Source organism: Rheinheimera tangshanensis, assembly GCF_014645135.1.
Lineage (GTDB): Bacteria > Pseudomonadota > Gammaproteobacteria > Enterobacterales > Alteromonadaceae > Pararheinheimera > Pararheinheimera tangshanensis.
The window spans coordinates 14902-34291 of the sequence record NZ_BMLH01000011.1; the positions used below are offsets into that span (position 1 = coordinate 14902).

Sequence of the window (19390 nt, forward strand, 5' to 3'; positions counted from 1 at the left end):
TTTCCGTGTTGGAAAGCTTGAAATTACACTATTGTACCGCCATCTCGCTATGAAGACTATTTAAGAGTACTCAGATGACAAAGAAAAAACGTTCCGGCAGCTCGTCTCGCTGGTTACAGGAGCATGTAAGCGACCCTTTTGTGCAAAAAGCACAGAAATTAGGCTTGAGATCCCGAGCCGCTTTTAAGTTGGATGAAATTCAGGACAAAGATAAACTGATCAAAACCGGCATGACAGTCGTAGATCTGGGGTCAGCACCTGGCAGTTGGTCTGCACGGGCTGCTGAATTAGTTGGTCAGTCAGGTTGTGTGGTGGCTTGTGATATTCTGCCGATGGACCCTTTAGCTGGTGTGGCTTTTTTACAGGGCGACTTTCGTGAAGAAGCTGTATTAAACGCCTTGTTAGAGCGTATAGGTGGCCGCAACGTGGACGTGGTTCTGTCTGATATGGCACCTAATATGAGTGGTAACAGCACAGTGGATCAGTCCAGAAGTATGTATCTTGTGGAACTGGCGTTGGAAATGTGTAACAACGTATTGAAGAAAAATGGCAGTTTTGTGGTCAAAGTATTTCATGGTGAAGGCTTCGAAACCTTTGTACAGCAGGTTCGCAGTGTATTTACCACGGTACGAATTCGTAAACCGGATTCGTCCCGGGCACGATCCAGTGAGACATATATCGTAGCGACAGGCTTTAAAGTTTAGTAAAGTAACGGTAGGTTCATTGTATCGTAATCGTTTTTGTAACTATTTTCGTAACTGAGAGGTTCTCACCTTGAGTGACATGGCAAAAAATCTCATCGTATGGCTGGTCATCGCCGTTGTATTGATGTCGGTATTTAATAGTTTTGGTCCTGCTGATAAAGCAGACAAGCAAATGAGTTATACCCAGTTTCTGAAAGAAGCCAATCAGGGCCAGATCCGCGAGGTGAAGGAACAGAATGGTGTCATCACGGGTATAAAACGTTCTGGTGACCGTTTTGAAACTGTGATCCCAACTGGCTACGATCCAAAGCTAATTGATGACATGTACAAAAATGACATCACCTTCTCTGGCACAGCACCAGAGAGTCCAAGCATGCTGGGGCAGATTTTCATCTCCTGGTTCCCAATGCTGTTGCTGATCGGCGTCTGGATTTTCTTTATGCGTCAGATGCAGGGCGGTGGTGGCAAAGGCGCTATGTCTTTTGGAAAGAGCCGTGCCCGCTTAATGGGCGAAGATCAAATCAAAACGACTTTTGCTGACGTGGCTGGTTGTGACGAAGCCAAAGAAGAAGTCACCGAGCTGGTAGATTATTTAAAAGACCCATCCCGCTTCCAGAAGTTGGGCGGTAAAATACCAAAAGGTATTTTAATGGTAGGGCCGCCAGGTACGGGTAAAACTTTGCTAGCCAAGGCCATTGCCGGTGAGGCGAAAGTGCCGTTTTTTGCCATCTCGGGTTCTGACTTCGTCGAAATGTTTGTTGGTGTCGGCGCCAGCCGTGTGCGTGACATGTTTGAACAAGCAAAAAAGGCCGCTCCATGTATCATCTTTATTGACGAAATTGACGCCGTAGGCCGTCAGCGTGGTGCAGGTTTAGGTGGTGGTCATGATGAACGTGAACAAACTTTAAACCAGATGCTGGTAGAAATGGATGGTTTTGACGGTAACGAAGGTATCATCATTATCGCCGCGACCAACAGACCAGACGTGCTGGACGCCGCATTATTAAGACCGGGCCGTTTTGACCGTCAGGTGGTCGTAGGTTTACCTGATGTACGTGGCCGTGAACAAATTCTGAAAGTACACATGCGCAAAGTGCCGTTAGGTGACGATGTTAAGGCCAGTGTGATTGCTCGTGGTACTCCTGGTTTTTCTGGTGCAGATTTAGCCAACCTGGTGAACGAAGCCGCATTGTTTGCCGCCCGTGGTAACAGCCGTGTGGTTGGCATGGAAGAGTTTGAAAAAGCCAAAGATAAAATCATGATGGGTGCAGAGCGCCGCTCTATGGTGATGTCTGAAGCTGAAAAAGAAATGACTGCATACCACGAAGCAGGACACGCTATTGTGGGTTGCCTGGTGCCAGAGCATGATCCTGTACACAAAGTCACTATTATTCCTCGTGGCCGTGCTTTAGGTGTGACGTTCTTTTTACCTGAAGCTGATGCCATCAGTATCAGTCGTCGTAAATTGGAAAGTAAAATTTCAGTAGCTTACGGCGGTCGTTTGGCGGAAGAACTGATCTACGGTGGTGACGCTGTATCAACTGGTGCCTCTCAGGACATCAAATATGCGACTTCTATTGCGCGTAATATGGTGACTCAATGGGGCTTCTCAGACAAATTAGGTCCGCTGCTGTATGCCGAAGAAGAAGGTGAAGTATTCCTGGGCCGCAGTATGGGCAAAGCCAAGAATATGTCTGATGAAACGGCGAGTATTATCGATTCTGAGATCAAAGCCATCATCGATCGTAACTACAACAGAGCCAAAACCATGATTGAAGAAAACATGGATATTTTGCACGCAATGAAAGACGCGTTGATGTTGTATGAAACTATTGATTCCAGACAGATTGAAGATTTAATGAACCGTCGTACTGTGCGTCAGCCAGAGAACTGGGAGCCTAAAGATAAAAACAAAGGCTCCAACAGTGACGATTCTAAGCCTGTTGATACGGTCAGCCCGTCAGAGCCATCTACAGAAAATCCTCTGTAAATTATAAGTTTTTATGAATCAAACCCCGGGAACTCCCGGGGTTTTGCTATGTGCAAGACCAGAGGATGTCGCAACAGCCTGTATAACGCCTCCGGCTCAGGCGAAAGCAGGCTGCTTGTTGCGACTGTCCAGACGATGAAGGAGCTTTATTATGTTATTGCAGTTACCCCGTCAGCGGCAGTTGGATTTATCTCGCCCTAAAGTGATGGGTATTTTAAATATCACGCCGGATTCATTCTCCGATGGTGGTCGTTTTATTGGAAAAGAAGCTGCCATCAGACAAGCCAGGGCTATGCTGGACGCTGGCGCTGCTATTTTGGATATAGGCGGAGAGTCTACACGCCCTGGAGCCGAAGAGGTTTCAGTGCAGCAGGAACTGGACAGAGTCCTGCCTGTGATTGAGGCTATTCGCTCTGAGTTAGATTGCGTGATTTCTATTGATACCTGCAAAACACAAGTGATGAAAGAGGCTGTGGCTGCTGGTGCTGATATCGTCAATGATATTAGAGCTTTATTGGACACTGGAGCTGTCGACTTTGCCGCCTCGGCGCAGGTCCCTGTCTGCCTGATGCATATGCAAGGGCAACCCAGAACTATGCAGCATGCTCCTTTGTATCAGGATGTAGCGAAAGAAGTGTGTGATTTTCTGATACAAAGAGCAGAGGTTTGTCTCGCCGCAGGTATTCCTAAAGGTCAGATCATTCTCGACCCAGGTTTTGGTTTTGGTAAAAGTCTGCAACATAATTATCAATTGTTAAGTCAGCTTTCAGTCTTAATGTCGCATCATTATCCTGTTTTAGTTGGTATGTCGCGAAAATCAATGATTGGTCAATTATTAAACCTTCAGGCTGATGAACGTTTGGCAGGTAGTTTGGCCTGTGCCACAATAGCTGTCATGAAAGGTGCCCGCATTATCCGCGTGCATGATGTGAAAGAAACTGTGCAGGCCGTGGCTGTTGCTTGTGCCACTTTATTTGGAGTAGAGCATGTCTAGGAAGTATTTTGGCACTGATGGGGTGCGTGGCAAAGTGGGTGAGTTTCCAATCACCCCTGAATTTGCAATGAAGTTAGGTTGGGCGGCTGGTCGTGTGTTATCGCAGCGTGGTACCAAAAAAGTACTGATAGGAAAAGATACGCGGATTTCCGGGTATTTACTGGAAACTGCGCTAGAAGCTGGTTTAGTGGCTGCTGGTGTCGATGTACGTTTATTAGGCCCTATGCCAACCCCAGCCGTTTCTTACCTGACCCGCACTTTCCGTGCTGAGGCTGGTATTGTGATTAGTGCATCACATAATCCTTATTATGATAACGGCATTAAGTTTTTCTCGGCCGATGGTACTAAGTTACCAGATGACGTCGAACTTGCTATCGAAGAAGCCATGGAACAGCCTATGGTCTGTGAATCATCCGAGCGTTTGGGCAAAGCCATGCGTATTGATGACGCGGCTGGTCGTTATATTGAATTCTGCAAAAGTCATATGCCAAACCACTTGTCATTAAGTGGTTTAAAAGTGGTGCTCGACTGTGCGCATGGCGCGACTTACCACATAGCTCCTAATGTATTCCGTGAATTAGGTGCCGAGGTTCAGGCCATAGGCGTCAGTCCTAATGGTTTAAATATCAACGACCATTGTGGTGCTACCCATACCGATCTGTTGCAACAGACTGTAATAGAGACCGGCGCTGACTTAGGTATTGCCTACGATGGTGATGGCGATCGGGTCATGATGGTAGACCACACCGGCCGCGTGATTGATGGTGATGAAATCGTTTATATCATTGCCCGCAATGCACAAAAGCTGAATAAGCTACAGGGCGGAGTGGTGGGTACTTTAATGAGTAATATGGGTCTGGAACTGGCTCTGGCTGAGTTGGGTATTCCTTTTGCTCGCTCTAATGTTGGCGATCGTTATGTGGTTGAAATGCTGGCGCAGAAAAACTGGCGTATTGGTGGCGAAAATTCCGGTCATGTACTGAATCTGGACCATGCAGGAACAGGTGATGGCATTATTGCCTCCATCCAGGTATTAACCGCTATGTTGGAAGCAAAATTATCTTTAGCTGAATTGGCACAAGGCATGACTAAATTGCCACAAGTGCTGGTGAACGTGAAGTTTGAAAAAGGCACAGCCCCTTTAGAAAACTTACACGTCAAGAAAGTCATACAGCAAGTTGAGCAGCAGTTGAACGGTCAGGGACGCGTTTTGATCCGAAAATCCGGTACAGAGCCATTGATCCGTGTAATGGTAGAAGGAAGAATACAAGACGAAGTACAGAATTTAGCGCAAAAAATAGCCGATGCAGTCAAGGTCGCTAGCTAAAAACTGTTAATTTAGTCATCAAGTCTTGTCTGTGCGGGCGAGGTTAGTTACTATCTCGCCCGTTTTAATTCAGAGGCAATAACATGAGACAACGCAAGCCGTTAGTGGTCGCTAACTGGAAAATGAATGGCAATTCTGAGCTGGTTCAACAGATGTCAGAAGCCTTGTCTGTGTTAAAACAGCCTCTACCTGATATTTTGATCTGCCCTCCGGTAATTTTTCTTGCCGACTTTCCAAAACATCCTAATTATAAGTTGGGTGCTCAGAATCTGAGCGAACAGTTGGTGGGGGCCTTTACCGGTGAAATCTCTGCGGATATGCTGTGTGCGTCTGGAGCTTCTTCTGTAATCGTTGGCCATTCAGAACGTCGTGCTCTTTACGGCGAACAAGACTCTGTGATCAGTCAGAAAGTAAAAGTAGCCATCGAAGCAGGTCTTACACCAATACTTTGTGTGGGTGAGACATTAGCGCAAAGAGAAGAAGAAAAAACTTTGCAGGTTCTTGCACGGCAATTGGATGCGGTGTATGCTGCGCAGCCTCATTTACTGGCGCATTCTGTAGTAAGTTACGAACCGGTTTGGGCCATAGGCACAGGTCGCACAGCAACCCCAGAACAAGCCCAGCAAGTGCATCAGTTTATGCGTCAGCATCTGGCGCAATATGATGCGGAAGCTGCAAATGAGTTAAGAATTATTTATGGTGGCAGTGTCACTGCTGCTAATTGTGAAGCCCTGTTTGCAGAGGCGGATATAGACGGCGCTCTTATTGGTGGCGCCAGTTTAAAAGTGGCAGATTTTTCTGCGATTTGCACAATGGCAAAGGATTCATAATGTACGAATTGTTTATTGTATTGTATCTGTTGGTCGCTTTAGCGCTGATCGTTCTGGTGTTAATCCAGCATGGTAAAGGTGCGGATATGGGCGCTTCTTTTGGTGCTGGTGGTTCAGCTACTATTTTCGGTTCTTCAGGTTCAGGTAACTTTTTAACTCGTACTACCACAGTACTGGCGACTTTGTTTTTCGCTTTGAGTCTGTTGTTGGGTAACCTGAGTACAGACCGTGTGAAAGCTGTAGACGAATGGCAGGATTTATCAGTGCCAGTTGAAACTAAAGCAGCTGATGCAACAGAAGAGAAAAAGCCAGCATCAGATATTCCTGTAGGAAACTGATTGCACCTCTGATTTTTAGCCGAGATGGTGAAATTGGTATACACGCTACCTTGAGGTGGTAGTGCCTTCGGGCGTGCGGGTTCAAGTCCCGCTCTCGGCACCAATATTCAAAGCACAACAAGCAATGCTTGCGATAGTCAGACCAGGACTATATAATGTGCGTCGTTTACGGACGCGGGATGGAGCAGCCTGGTAGCTCGTCGGGCTCATAACCCGAAGGTCGTCGGTTCAAATCCGGCTCCCGCAACCAAATTCGCACGGTGAAGTAAATATGAAGAAAAAGCCTACGGGCTCCTCTTTATAACCCCGGGCGAAGGGCGTCGGTTTAAATCCGGCTCCCGCAACCAACTTTCTCACTGAATAAAGTTTTTAAATTCTTTATATCGAAATGAGTAAGTTCATAGTAAGTTGCTTCTTTTGGAAGCAAATGTGTGGCCCAGGTTATACAGTTCGCTGTGAAACCTACAGAATTCAGGATTTTGATTGGCGATATCAAAGTCCAGTCAGCTCTAAAGTCGCCCCGAGATTTCGGGGCGTTTTTATATCTGGCGACAAGGTTTTATTACTATTCTGGGCTCTATGCCCTTTTTTTATTTCTGGAGGTCTCTTTGACTAAACAAGAACAGCAGTTAACTGAGCTGTTAACGCCAACAGTAGAAGCCGCAGGCTTTGAGCTGGTCGGCATAGAGTTCGTTCGTGCTGGACGTCACTCTATTCTGCGGGTTTATATTGACCATCAGGATGGTATTACCGTGGACCACTGCGCCACTGTAAGCCGCGAAGTGAGTGCGTTACTTGATGTTGAAGACCCTATACCGAATGAATATTACCTTGAAGTGTCCTCTCCTGGTTTAGATCGCCCACTTTTTACTCCTGCTCATTTTGCCAAAGTTGTTGGTCAGATCATTGAAGTAAAATTGGCTATTCCTCAGGATGGACGCCGCAAATTTAAAGGCCTGCTGACACAAATCGAAGACGATATGTTAGTAGTGGAAGTGGATGGCAAACTCTACCGTTTGCTGATGGATAACGTAGATAAAGCGAACGTAGTACCTGTGTTCTGATACACAGGTCAAAGCGAGGCAAAATAATATGGCTAAAGAAATTTTATTAGTAGTAGACGCGGTCTCGAACGAAAAGTCAGTTCCGCGTGAGAAAATTTTCCAGGCGTTAGAGTACGCGTTAGCGGCCGCCACTAAAAAGAAAAACGAAGGCGATATCGAAGTCCGCGTAGCAATCGATCGTAAAACTGGCGCTTATGAAACTTTCCGTCGCTGGTTGGTGATCCCCGACGAGCAGGTACAGGAACACCCGTACCGCGAAATCACTTTGTCTGCGGCTCAATATGACGAACCTCATTTACAAGTAGGCGATTATGTTGAAGAGCAAATCGACTCTATTACTTTTGACCGTATCACCACCCAAATGGCGAAACAGGTCATAGTACAAAAAGTACGGGAAGCTGAGCGTTCACAAGTCGTTGAAGCTTATGTCGATCAGGTTGGTGAATTAGTCACTGGCGTGGTAAAAAAAGTAAACCGTGACAGCATCATTGTTGACTTAGGTAACAATGCAGAAGCTATGTTGGCTAAAGAAGAAATGTTGCCACGAGAGACTTTCCGTCCAGGCGATCGAATCCGCACTTTATTGTATGAAGTAAAGCCAGAAGCACGTGGTGCTCAGCTGTTTTTAAGCCGCACCCGTCCTGAAATGCTGATCGAATTGTTCCGCATTGAAGTGCCGGAAATCGGCGAAGAGATGATCGAAATCCGCGGCGCCGCGCGCGATCCAGGTTCACGCGCTAAAATCGCTGTGAAAACCAACGACCGTCGTATCGACCCTGTAGGTGCTTGTGTTGGTATGCGTGGTTCACGTGTACAAGCTGTATCCAGCGAATTAACAGGCGAACGTGTTGATATCGTTTTATACGATGACAACCCGGCGCAATTTGTCATTAACGCTATGTCTCCGGCAGAAGTGGCTTCCATCATCGTTGATGAAGACAAGCACTCTATGGACATCGCAGTAGAAGACAGCAATCTGGCGATGGCCATTGGCCGCGCTGGTCAGAACGTACGTTTAGCTAGTCAGTTAACTGGCTGGGAACTCAACGTGATGACGGTTTCTGCCATGAAAACCAAACACCAGGAAGAAAATGCCAAGGTGTTGGAACTGTTTATGACTGCACTGGAAATCGACGAAGATTTTGCCGGTGTATTAGTAGACGAAGGTTTCTCGACTTTAGAAGAAATCGCTTATGTACCGGTCAGCGAACTGTTGTCTATCGATGGCCTGGACGAAGATACTGTAGAAGAGTTACGTAAACGTGCTAAAGCCGTGTTAACTACACGCGCTCTGGCCAGCGAAGAATCACTGGAAGGCTCAACGCCTAGTGAAGCATTAGTTAATCTGCCAGGTGTTGGTACCCACACAGCTTATGTGTTGGCCAGCAAAGGCGTCATCACTCTTGATGACCTGGCAGAGCTTGGGGTAGATGATTTGATTGAAATCGAAAAAATGACTGAAGAAAAAGCGGCAGAGCTGATTATGGCTGCCCGTAATATTGTTTGGTTCAGTGAAGACAAATAAGTGGGTCAACGGAGGTAAAAACTGACATGGCAGATGTAACCATAGAAAAACTGGCCAGTGACGTCAATACGACTGTTGATCGCATAATCCAACAGTTTGCGGACGCAGGCATAACAAAACAAGTCGGCCAAATGGTCAATGAAGAAGAGAAAAAAACGCTTCTGGATCACTTAAGCCGTGCCCATGGCGGTCAGTCCGCTGAACCGTCTAAACTGACGTTAGTTCGTAAAGAAAAAACCACTCTGAGTGTGGCTGGTGGCGCTGGTCGCAACCGTGAAATTCAGGTGGAAGTGCGCAAGCAAAAAACTTTTGTTAAACGTCCTTCTGGCGAAGAAGCTGCAAAACTGGCTGAAGAAGAACGTATTGCAGCTGAACAAGCCGCAGAGGCTGCTCAGCGCGAACAAGAGCGTTTAGCCGCTGAGCAAAAAGCGAAAGAAGAAGCTAATCGTAAAGCAAAAGAAGAGGCTGAACGCAAAGCTGCTGAACAGAAGAAACGTGACGAAGCAAAACATGCGCAGTTAATGAAAGACGATCCGGAAGAAGCGGCTCGTCGTGCGGCGAAAGAAGAAGCTAAGGCTGAAGCTGAACGTATCAAAGCACAACAGGAAGCTGAGCAGTTACGTAAGCTGGAAGCCGAAGCCAAACAACAAGCTGAAGCTGCACGTCGCTTAGCAGAAGAAAATGCGGAACGCTGGGCTAAAGAAGAGACTAAACCAGCAGAAGAAGCTGATTATCACTTAACCAGCAATGTCTACGCCAAAGCTGCTGAAGACGAAGTGGACGCCCGTGAAGAACGTGGTGGCCGTCGTACGACGAAAAAAGCACCTGCCGGCAAAGCCAAGAAAAAAGATGATGTAGATGATAAAGACGCCTTTAACCGAGCTAATCGTCACAAGAAAAAGAAAACGCCTGTCAGCATGCAGCATGGCTTTAACAAACCAGCTCAGCCAGTAGAACGTGAAGTGAAGATTGGCGAAACCATCACTGTCGCTGAATTAGCTTCCAAGATGGCTGTTAAAGCCTCTGAAGTGATCAAGGTCATGATGAAAATGGGTGCTATGGCAACCATTAACCAGGTGATTGACCAGGAAACTGCAGCTATTGTTTGTGAAGAAATGGGCCACAAGTTCACTCTGACCAAAGAAAACGAGCTGGAAGAAGCGGTCATGTCTGACCGTGAAGGTCAAGGCGAGTTAGAACCTCGTGCTCCGGTTGTTACCGTTATGGGTCACGTTGACCATGGTAAAACCTCTACGCTGGATTACATCCGTAAAGCCAAAGTAGCAGCTGGCGAAGCCGGTGGTATTACTCAGCATATCGGTGCTTACCATGTAGAAACAGAACGCGGTATGGTCACTTTCCTGGATACTCCTGGTCACGCGGCTTTTACTTCAATGCGTGCCCGTGGTGCGAAAGCCACAGATATCGTTATTCTGGTGGTTGCAGCAGATGATGGCGTGATGCCACAAACTAAAGAAGCTATTCAGCATGCTAAAGCTGCTGGCGTGCCTCTGGTTGTTGCTGTCAACAAGATGGATAAACCGGATGCAGATCCGGATCGTGTTCGTAACGAATTATCTCAGTACGGCGTTATTTCTGAAGAGTGGGGCGGTGATACTCAATTCGTGCCTATCTCTGCAAAAACCGGTATGGGTATCGACGACCTGCTGGAAGCTATCCTGAACCAGGCTGAACTGCTTGAACTAAAAGCAGTGAAAAAAGGTCTGGCCCGTGGTGTGGTGATTGAATCCCGTCTGGATAAAGGCCGTGGTCCTGTGGCGTCTATTCTGGTGCAGGAAGGTACACTGCAACAAGGCGAGATCGTACTTTGTGGCTTTGAATACGGTCGTGTTCGTGCAATGCGGGATGAAAACGGCAAAGAAATCAAAGTAGCTGGCCCGTCTATTCCGGTAGAGATCTTAGGTCTGTCCGGTGTACCTCAGGCTGGTGATGAAGTGACTGTAGTAAAAGACGAGCGTAAAGCCCGTGAAGTTGCTTTGTACCGTCAAGGTAAGTTCCGTGATGTTAAACTGGCTCGTCAGCAAAAATCTAAGCTGGAAAACATGTTTGCCAACATGTCTGAAGGTGATGTGGCAGAACTGAATATAGTTCTGAAAGCTGACGTACAAGGTTCTGTCGAAGCTATCAGCGAATCCTTAAGCCGTCTGTCGACTGATGAAGTGAAAATCAAAATCATCGGTAGTGGTGTGGGCGGTATTACTGAAACTGACGCGACGCTTGCAGCTGCATCATCGGCTATCGTGATCGGCTTCAACGTACGTGCAGAAGGTACTGCCCGTAAGATCATCGAAGACGAGAACCTGGACTTACGTTACTACAGCATCATTTATGAACTGTTAGACGAAGTTCGTGCAGCGATGACAGGTATGTTAGCGCCTGAGTTTAAACAACAGATCATTGGTCTGGCTCAGGTTCGTGCCGTGTTCCGCTCACCGAAGTTTGGTGCTATCGCAGGTTGTATGGTGACCGAAGGTGTGATTAAACGTAACGCACCAATTCGTGTACTGCGTGACAACGTAGTTATTTTCGAAGGTGAACTGGAGTCCCTACGTCGTGTCAAAGACGACGTATCCGAAGTACGCAACGGCTTCGAGTGTGGTATCGGCGTGAAGAACTACAACGACGTGCGTGAAGGCGACCAGATTGAAGTGTTTGAAGTGGTTCAGGTGGAACGTACTTTATAACAGCTTTAAGTTGGTAAATATAAAGTTGAAGAGATCGGCAGGGGCATAGGCCCCTGTTTCTTTCTGCTCACATGTGTTGGAAAGAGTTATGGCTAAAGAATTTACCCGGGTAGACCGCCTGTCGCAGCAAATGCAGCAGGAAATCGCAGTGATTTTACAACGTGAAATCAAAGACCCACGTTTACACAACATGATTACAGTGTCAGATGTGGATGTGTCGCGTGATTTATCGCACGCAAAAATTTTTGTTACTTTTTTAGGCTTAGAAGCTGACAAGGTAAAAGCAAACCTGGATATTTTAAATGACGCCTGTGGTTATATCCGCAGTCTGATCGCTAAGCGTATTCAGGCCCGTATCGTACCTACTATACGTTTTTACTTTGATCAGTCGTTGGACCAAGGTATTCGTATGGCGAATCTGGTTGAACAGGTACGCCGTGACGATGAGAAGCGTCGTATTGAAGCAGGTCAGGAACCAGAGCGTAAAGCTAAGGTTGGTAAGGACGAGGAAGAGTAATGGCGCGTCGTGCAGTCCACGGCATTTTGTTACTTGATAAGCCGTTAGAAATTTCCAGCAATGGTATTTTACAGCGCGTGCGTTGGTTGTATCAGGCGGAAAAGGCTGGCCACACCGGCGCTTTAGATCCGTTAGCCAGTGGCTTATTACCAATTTGTTTTGGTGAGGCCACTAAGTTTTGTCAGTTTTTATTAGACACTGACAAAACCTATCTGGTGACTGCACATTTTGGTGTGCGCACTGACACCAGTGATGCGGCAGGTGAAATCATCAGTCGTAAGCCTGTGAGCTTTGATCAAGCCACGCTTGAGCAGATGATGCAGCAGTTCCGTGGTCCGCAGATGCAAGTCCCGACTATGTTTTCGGCTTTAAAGTATCAGGGGCAGCCGTTGTACAAGTATGCCCGTCAGGGCATTGAAGTACCACGTGAAGCTCGGCCTATCACTATCTTCCGTTTTGAATTACAGCAGTTTGATGGCGAATACGCCAGCTTTCTGGTGCATTGCAGCAAAGGCACTTACATCCGAACCTTAATCGATGATTTAGGTGAGGCTTTAGGTTCTGGGGCTTATGTCAGTGCCTTGCGCCGTATTCATGTTGGGCCATTTCATGCGGAGCAAATGCTGACGCAAGAACAGTTGGTGCCTTTAAATGACAAGCAGGATTGGGCAGGCTTAGACGCTTTATTATTGCCTATGGATTTGGCTTTAACTGGCTTACCGGAACTGCAACTGAATGAAGCGCAGCAAAAACGTCTGGTCCATGGTCAAACTGTGGTGTTGAGTGATGCTGAGCTGGCCGATTTAGGCACTGAAGCTGCTGATGCTATTAAGTTGTATGGGCCAGAACAGCAGTTTATTGGTGTGGCTTCGTTAGAAGCTGGCGTGTTGTCGGTACGACGTTTACTGAATACCAGCATGTGGCAAACACCAGCTTTATAATAGTACTTGTCAGTTCAATACAAAACGCATAGAATGCGCGCTCATTTTCGTTGTTGCTGGATTAGTGGCCGGCACAACATATCTCTCTATTGGAGGCTCTATGTCACTAACTACAGCTGAAAAAGCGCAAATCTTAGCAGATTTCGCTGTTAAACAAGGCGATACCGGTTCACCAGAAGTACAAGTTGCTTTATTAACTGCAACTATTGCTAAGTTACAACCGCACTTTGCTGACCACAAGCACGACCACCACTCACGTCGTGGCCTGTTACGTATGGTTAGCCAACGTCGTAAGTTATTAGATTACTTAAAAGGCAAAGACGGTCAGCGTTACGCTACTCTGATCGAGCGTTTAGGTCTGCGTCGTTAATTCGCAGCTTATGCCTGAAAAAGCCAGTCCCAGACTGGCTTTTTTATTCGCCGCCATCCATGGCGCTCACCCTGCCGGGCCATCGTCGCTTCGCTCCAATGTTCAAAATCGCTCCAGGCGATTTTTTACATTTTGCTGTCCTGCAAAATGCCCTTCGGGCCAGCTGAAGCTGTTAAAAATAGCTCCAGGCGATTTTTTACATTTTGCTATCCTGCAAAATGCCCTTCGGGCCTGCATGGCACAGAAAAAATTCATACCAATGCAACTTAATGCCTGCATGATGTTCTTACCGCCCGGACATGCTTAAATTTTATACCCAACGACTCTGGTCCCAGCTATCTTTTAAGCGGTGTAACAGGCTATACTGTGCCGCGAAAAACAGACCAAAAGACTCCGCGAAAAAACGCGAAAAATAGAAAGGAAATAATCAGTGAACCCCATCGTAAAATCATTCCAGTTTGGCCAACACACTATTACTCTGGAAACCGGCGTTATAGCCCGTCAAGCTGACGCGGCTGTATTGGCCAGCATGGGTGATACCTCTGTGTTAGTCACAGTGGTAGGTAAAAAACAACCTAAACCTGGTCAGGATTTTTTTCCTCTGACCGTAAACTACCAGGAAAAAACTTATGCGGCAGGCCGTATCCCTGGTGGTTTCTTCAAGCGTGAAGGCCGTCCGTCAGAAGGCGAGACGTTAATTTCACGTTTAATCGACCGTCCAATCCGTCCATTATTCCCTGAAGGCTTCACCAACGAAGTTCAGGTGATAGCCACTGTCGTTTCTGTACAACCTGAAATTCAACCGGACATCATCTCTATCATTGGTACTTCTGCTGCACTGGCTATTTCTGGTATCCCGTTCAGTGGCCCGTTGGGTGCGGCTCGTGTTGGTTACGTAAACAACCAGTACGTATTAAACCCATCTGAAGTTGAATTAAAAGACAGCAAATTAGATTTGGTTGTAGCTGGTACTGCAAACGCTGTATTGATGGTTGAATCTGAAGCTGGCGTATTGTCAGAAGAAGTGATGTTAGGTGCTGTGGTGTTTGGTCATGACCAAATGCAAACCGTGATCAACGCCATCAACGAATTCGCAGCTGAAGCAGCAAAACCGGCCTGGAACTGGGTCGCTCCAGCTAAAAACGAAACGCTGAGCAGCAAAATTGCCGCTCTGGCTACAGCTCCGGTAGGCGAAGCGTACCGCATCACTGAAAAAGCTAAACGTTACGAAACTATTGGTGCAATCAAAGCTGAAGTTTTTGCCCAGATCAAAGCTGAATTAGCTGAAGGCGAAGCCTTCGATGAAACTGAAGCCAATGAGCTGTTCCACAGTCTGGAAAGCCAGATTGTACGTAGCCGCATCATCAAAGGTGAGCCACGTATCGACGGTCGTGATAACGAAATGGTTCGTGCGTTAAGCGTGATGACTGGGTTATTACCTCGTACACACGGTTCAGCCTTGTTCACTCGTGGTGAAACTCAGGCTTTAGTGACTTGTACTTTAGGTACTGCTCGTGATGCACAAACCGTAGATGACTTGCTGAGCGAAAAAACGGATCATTTCCTGTTCCACTACAACTTCCCTCCGTTCTCTGTGGGCGAGACAGGTATGGTAGGTTCACCAAAACGTCGTGAAATCGGTCATGGCCGTTTAGCTAAACGTGGTGTAGCTGCAGTCATGCCGGATTTCAATGACTTCCCGTACACAGTACGTATGGTATCTGAAATCACTGAATCAAACGGTTCAAGCTCTATGGCTTCAGTCTGTGGTTCTTCATTAGCTCTGATGGACGCTGGTGTACCTATCAAAGCTTCTGTCGCTGGTATCGCTATGGGTCTGGTGAAAGAAGGCGACGAATTTGTTGTTCTGTCTGACATTTTAGGTGATGAAGATCACTTAGGTGATATGGACTTTAAAGTTGCTGGTACTACTGAAGGTATTACTGCGCTGCAGATGGATATCAAAATTGAAGGTATCACTAAAGAGATCATGCAGATCGCTCTGAAACAAGCCAAAGCGGCCCGTATTCATATTCTGAACGTGATGGACCAGGCGATCAGCACCCACCGTGAAGAGCTGTCTGAACATGCTCCACGTATTTACACTTTAAAAATCAACCCGGAAAAAATCCGTGATGTGATTGGTAAAGGTGGTGCGGTCATTCGTCAAATCACTGAAGAGTCAGGTACTACTATCGAAATCGAAGATGACGGTACAGTGAAAATCGCTGCAACTAACTCGCAAGCTGCCAACATTGCCATCAACAAAATTGAAGCTATCACAGCTGAAATCGAAGTGGGCGCAGTGTATCAGGGTGAAGTAGTACGTATTGTTGACTTCGGTGCTTTCGTTAACGTTCTGCCAGGTAAAGATGGTTTAGTTCACATTTCACAAATCTCTGATGAGCGCGTGAGTAATGTAGCTGACCACTTGGCTATAGGCCAGAAAGTGGCTGTGAAAGTGATGGAAGTGGACAAGCAAGGTCGTGTGCGTTTAAGCATTAAAGAAGCTCAGGACAAACCTGCAGCTGTTGAGTCTGCCGATGCTGTTGAAGCTCAGTAAGGTCTCAAACCTGACCAAAAAAGCGGTGCTGCTTACAGCACTGCTGGCTCTGGGCGCTTGCGCCCAGAAACCTTCGACTGAAGTTGCTGTACTGGTAGAAAATCCACTGGCACCAGAATCAGTTCCTGTTTCTTATCGCACTGAAATAGCGATAGCCCGTATTTCAGAACTACTGACCAAAGCCGAAGCTACAGATGAACAGCGCGCCCGGTTATTTTACGACCGTGGTGTGATGTACGACAGCGTAGGTTTGCGTTCTTTGGCACGTTTTGATTTCCTGCGCGCTTTGCGTTTACAGCCAGATATGGCAGATGCCTATAACTTTATTGGCATTCACCATACCTTGGTAGGCAATTACACCGAAGCTTATGAGTCTTTTGATGCTGCTTTAGAGTTGGCACCAGATTATGATTATGCCTATTTAAACCGGGGTATAGCTCTGCTGTATGACAGTAAAATCGATCTGGCCGTCGGAGACTTTGAGTCATTTTATCTGGCTAAGCCAGAAGATCCATACCGCTCATTGTGGTTGTATTTTGCTGATGCCAAGTTATCAGCACCTGAAGCTCAGGCGCGATTAGCTTTGAATCAGTCAAAGTTGGATCAAAAACATTGGGCAAGCTCCATAGTGGCTTTTTATCTGGGGAAAATCTCAGAACAGGAGTTATTAGAGATTGCTGCGAATGTAAATTCAGATCCCCAACAGCTGGCTGAACGTTTATGCGAAGTTTATTTTTATCTGGCCAAATGGCATGAGCAACAAAACCCGACCAAAGCACTGGATTACTATAAAAAAGTACTGGCGACTAATGTGTATGAGTTTGTTGAACATCGTTACGCCCGAATCGAAATGAACAGGTTGCGTGGTTTAGATGCAAGCGCTGCTCCAGTTAATTAACAGACTGATGCAACTCAATAAAAAAAGCCGGTTTTCTGGCTTTTTTATTTTTAAGCCCATTCTGTTTATCCTGATGATCGCTTACTTATCTGGTTGTGAGCCAGCGCTTGAGCATTTGCCTGAGCAGCAATTAATGGATAAAGCTCAACAAGGTAATGGTGCTGCCGCAGTACTGCTTGCGAAAAAGCGGGAACAGCAAGCTGATTTTCCAGCAGCACTAAACTGGTACCAAAAAGCCATAGATGCCGGGTTTAGAAATGAGCTTACAGCCCTTATTACGCTGAAAAAGCAACAGGATGGCTTTTTAGCGGCTGCTGGTTATCTTGAGTACTACCTGCAGCAACAGCAGGGATTAAGCGGCGCAGAGACTGATTTAGCCGCTAATTATGGCCTCTGGCAGTATGTTCAAAGTCCCACTCATGCCATATCAAACTCACATTCTTCCTGCAGCCTGACGTTACAGCCTGTAGTTCAGTCCGAAGCGGGTAGCAATCGCCTGATGTCGTTATTGCAACAGTGGCAACAGGATCCACAGTTATCTGCGTTGTCTGTGTGTTTTTTACCTGAGCTCAGAGTCAATAGCACAGACTTGCAATGCAGTCACCAATCAGGGCAACGCATTCAGTGCCAGTATCAGGTATTAATGCAAAAGGTAGCTCAGGGCGGCTTTACCCAATTACTTGTGGTTGCAGGAGAGGGGAACGCCAATTATAACAATGGCATAGTTCAGCTATCTGAGAGCAGTTCCTTTGAAGTGTTCCGGCATGAGTTTGCCCATATTCTGGGCTTTATCGATGAATACAGTTTAAGTACGGAAGTCGCGCAAGCTGAATGCAGCAACGACAAAATCAGGCCTAATCTGCTGACAGATGAAAAGCAGCTTCAGTTCTATCTGAAACATTGGCAACTGGAGCCGCATCAGGTGCAGTTATACCCGGTAGATAGCTGTAACCAGGCAGGAAAACAAGCTTACGCACCGGTTAAGACGTTAAGTTTTATGCGCTCCCATGAGGCCGAAGTACCAGATCTGTACGTTGAGTTGATGCAGAAGGTATTAACCAGGCCCGAACTAATTATGCCGGTGCAGTATTTTTACGCTTATTTGGCCAGACAACAGCAAGACTGGCATAGCTGGAAGTTACTGATGGAACAGGCTGCGAAGCAGGGGTATCCTGATGCACAAGAGTCTATGCACAAGGCGACAGTTACTCCGACAGCTCCGTAAGCTCACGGCTTAACAAATCAGCGTCACCCAAATTCAGCTCAAGTAAACGGCGTAAATGACTGGCTGAGTCTATATCTATTTTGTCACAACGCACACCCACAGAAGAACCATGTAAATGCGCTACCGTGACATCCATCGATAAATCCAGACCAGATTCGTTCAGTTGAAACTGTAACTGAAAGTGCTGACCTAGCTGTAACGCTGAAGAGGCGTCCAGTTGCAACAGGGCACCTTTGAGAGATAAGTCCTGCAATTGGCCAGTGTAGAGAGCTTCATTATTTTTAAGTTGTACCGGACCGGAAAATAACACCCGGCTAAAACGTCTGTTGTCCATACCAAATCCTTCAGTTCGTTGCTTTGAGCATAGTTGTTTTCGGAATGAAAAGACAGAACGGGCAGTTAAATTTAACTGCCCGTACAATGAGTTATCTTAACTGACTTCTTCACCAGCTGCCTGGCGATCTGCATGATAACTCGATCGCACGAATGGGCCTGAGGCAACGTGTTTAAAGCCTAACTCGTAACCAATACGTTTAATTTCGTCAAATTCATCCGGAGAAACGTACCGTTTTACCGGTAAATGATGCTTGCTTGGCTGCAGGTACTGGCCTACGGTCAGCATATCAACGTGATGAGCACGTAAATCGCGCATCACTTCGATGATCTCTTCTGTGGTTTCACCTAAACCGACCATCAGGCCTGATTTGGTTGATACTTCAGGATGAGCTTCTTTGTAGCGACGCAGTAATTCCAGTGACCATTTGTAGTCAGCACCAGGGCGAGCCAGTTTGTAGAGACGTGGCGCAGTTTCCAGGTTGTGGTTAAACACGTCTGGTGGGGTTTGCGTCAGAATATCCAAAGCTGCATCCATACGGCCACGGAAGTCCGGCACCAGCACTTCAATTTTAATAGCCGGACTTTCGCGACGGATTGAGCTGATGCAGTCGGCAAAATGCTGTGCACCACCATCACGTAAGTCATCACGGTCTACCGAAGTGATCACCACATATTTCAGCGCCATATCTTTGATGGTCAGTGCCAGTTTTTCCGGCTCTTCTGCGCTTGGTGGCAGAGGACGACCATGAGCGACATCGCAAAACGGACAACGTCTGGTGCAGATGGCACCTAAAATCATAAAAGTGGCTGTACCGTGGTTAAAACACTCGGACAGGTTAGGACAGGACGCTTCTTCACAGACCGAATGCAAACCATGTTTGCGCATAGCGCCTTTGATTTGTTCAATACGGTCTGTGCTGCGTGGTAATTTGATTTTTAACCAGTCTGGCTTACGTAACATTTCGTCACGTTCAGTTGGTAATACTTTGACTGGGATCAGGGCCATTTTGTCGGCATCACGTAACTTAACGCCTGGTTCCATACGAGCTGTTTTGATGGTCAT

At 46.7% G+C, this 19390-nt stretch carries 17 protein-coding genes and 2 tRNA genes; 17 read left to right on the top strand and 2 right to left on the bottom strand.

Annotation, left to right across the window (positions count from 1 at the left end; all coding sequences use genetic code 11):
• Positions 1-74 precede the first annotated feature (74 nt).
• From rlmE to IEW88_RS16560, 17 genes are all read left to right on the top strand, one after another.
• Complete coding sequence (gene rlmE, locus IEW88_RS16480; RefSeq protein WP_147905187.1) at positions 75-704, top strand: 23S rRNA (uridine(2552)-2'-O)-methyltransferase RlmE; 630 nt, start codon at positions 75-77, stop codon at positions 702-704.
• A gap of 79 nt (positions 705-783) precedes the next feature.
• A complete protein-coding gene (ftsH, locus tag IEW88_RS16485) occupies positions 784-2694 on the top strand; it encodes an ATP-dependent zinc metalloprotease FtsH (protein ID WP_188713516.1) in 1911 nt (636 codons plus the stop codon).
• 151 nt (positions 2695-2845) lie between these two features.
• Positions 2846-3688 (top strand): dihydropteroate synthase, encoded by an 843-nt coding sequence (gene folP, locus IEW88_RS16490; protein ID WP_147905186.1) that lies wholly within the window; start codon positions 2846-2848, stop codon positions 3686-3688.
• Entirely contained in the window at positions 3681-5015 is a 1335-nt protein-coding gene (gene glmM / locus IEW88_RS16495) for a phosphoglucosamine mutase (protein ID WP_053422734.1), read from the top strand. Before folP ends, glmM begins: the two co-directional genes overlap by 8 nt.
• An 83-nt stretch (positions 5016-5098) precedes the next feature.
• Positions 5099-5845, top strand: coding sequence for a triose-phosphate isomerase (gene tpiA / locus IEW88_RS16500; protein WP_147905185.1), 747 nt, complete (start codon positions 5099-5101; stop codon positions 5843-5845).
• Positions 5845-6183 (top strand): preprotein translocase subunit SecG, encoded by a 339-nt coding sequence (gene secG / locus IEW88_RS16505; RefSeq protein ID WP_053422732.1) that lies wholly within the window; start codon positions 5845-5847, stop codon positions 6181-6183. Before tpiA ends, secG begins: the two co-directional genes overlap by 1 nt.
• 18 nt (positions 6184-6201) lie before the next feature.
• Positions 6202-6286, top strand: a tRNA-Leu gene (locus tag IEW88_RS16510).
• Between the two features lie 70 nt (positions 6287-6356).
• Positions 6357-6433 (top strand) — tRNA-Met (locus IEW88_RS16515).
• Positions 6434-6791: 358 nt separating this feature from the next.
• Positions 6792-7247: a ribosome maturation factor RimP gene (gene rimP, locus IEW88_RS16520; protein WP_053422754.1), complete on the top strand. Its 456-nt coding sequence runs from the start codon at positions 6792-6794 to the stop codon at positions 7245-7247.
• A gap of 28 nt (positions 7248-7275) precedes the next feature.
• Entirely contained in the window at positions 7276-8772 is a 1497-nt protein-coding gene (gene nusA, locus IEW88_RS16525; protein WP_147905184.1) for a transcription termination factor NusA, read from the top strand.
• A gap of 26 nt (positions 8773-8798) precedes the next feature.
• Complete coding sequence (gene infB / locus IEW88_RS16530) at positions 8799-11477, top strand: translation initiation factor IF-2 (RefSeq protein WP_147905183.1); 2679 nt, start codon at positions 8799-8801, stop codon at positions 11475-11477.
• 88 nt (positions 11478-11565) lie between these two features.
• Positions 11566-11994, top strand: coding sequence for a 30S ribosome-binding factor RbfA (gene rbfA / locus IEW88_RS16535; protein WP_147905182.1), 429 nt, complete (start codon positions 11566-11568; stop codon positions 11992-11994).
• Positions 11994-12935: a tRNA pseudouridine(55) synthase TruB gene (truB, locus tag IEW88_RS16540; protein WP_147905181.1), complete on the top strand. Its 942-nt coding sequence runs from the start codon at positions 11994-11996 to the stop codon at positions 12933-12935. Before rbfA ends, truB begins: the two co-directional genes overlap by 1 nt.
• Before the next feature lie 100 nt (positions 12936-13035).
• A complete protein-coding gene (gene rpsO, locus IEW88_RS16545) occupies positions 13036-13305 on the top strand; it encodes a 30S ribosomal protein S15 (RefSeq protein ID WP_008900377.1) in 270 nt (89 codons plus the stop codon).
• Positions 13306-13735: 430 nt separating this feature from the next.
• Positions 13736-15868, top strand: coding sequence for a polyribonucleotide nucleotidyltransferase (gene pnp, locus IEW88_RS16550; RefSeq protein ID WP_147905180.1), 2133 nt, complete (start codon positions 13736-13738; stop codon positions 15866-15868).
• Positions 15849-16766 (top strand): lipoprotein NlpI, encoded by a 918-nt coding sequence (gene nlpI / locus IEW88_RS16555; RefSeq protein WP_147905179.1) that lies wholly within the window; start codon positions 15849-15851, stop codon positions 16764-16766. The genes pnp and nlpI overlap by 20 nt, the downstream gene beginning before the upstream one ends.
• Positions 16741-17991: a hypothetical protein gene (locus IEW88_RS16560; protein ID WP_053422727.1), complete on the top strand. Its 1251-nt coding sequence runs from the start codon at positions 16741-16743 to the stop codon at positions 17989-17991. Before nlpI ends, IEW88_RS16560 begins: the two co-directional genes overlap by 26 nt.
• On the opposite strand, the gene IEW88_RS16565 is transcribed toward IEW88_RS16560, so the two are convergent.
• Both IEW88_RS16565 and lipA read right to left on the bottom strand, forming a co-directional pair.
• On the bottom strand, positions 17972-18325 hold the full coding sequence (locus IEW88_RS16565; protein WP_147905178.1) for a PilZ domain-containing protein: 354 nt from the start codon (positions 18323-18325) through the stop codon (positions 17972-17974). The two genes, IEW88_RS16560 and IEW88_RS16565, sit on opposite strands and share 20 nt — an antisense overlap.
• 96 nt (positions 18326-18421) lie before the next feature.
• The gene (lipA, locus tag IEW88_RS16570; protein WP_147905177.1) at positions 18422-19390 is read right to left on the bottom strand and encodes a lipoyl synthase; all 969 of its coding nucleotides are present in this window, start codon (positions 19388-19390) and stop codon (positions 18422-18424) included.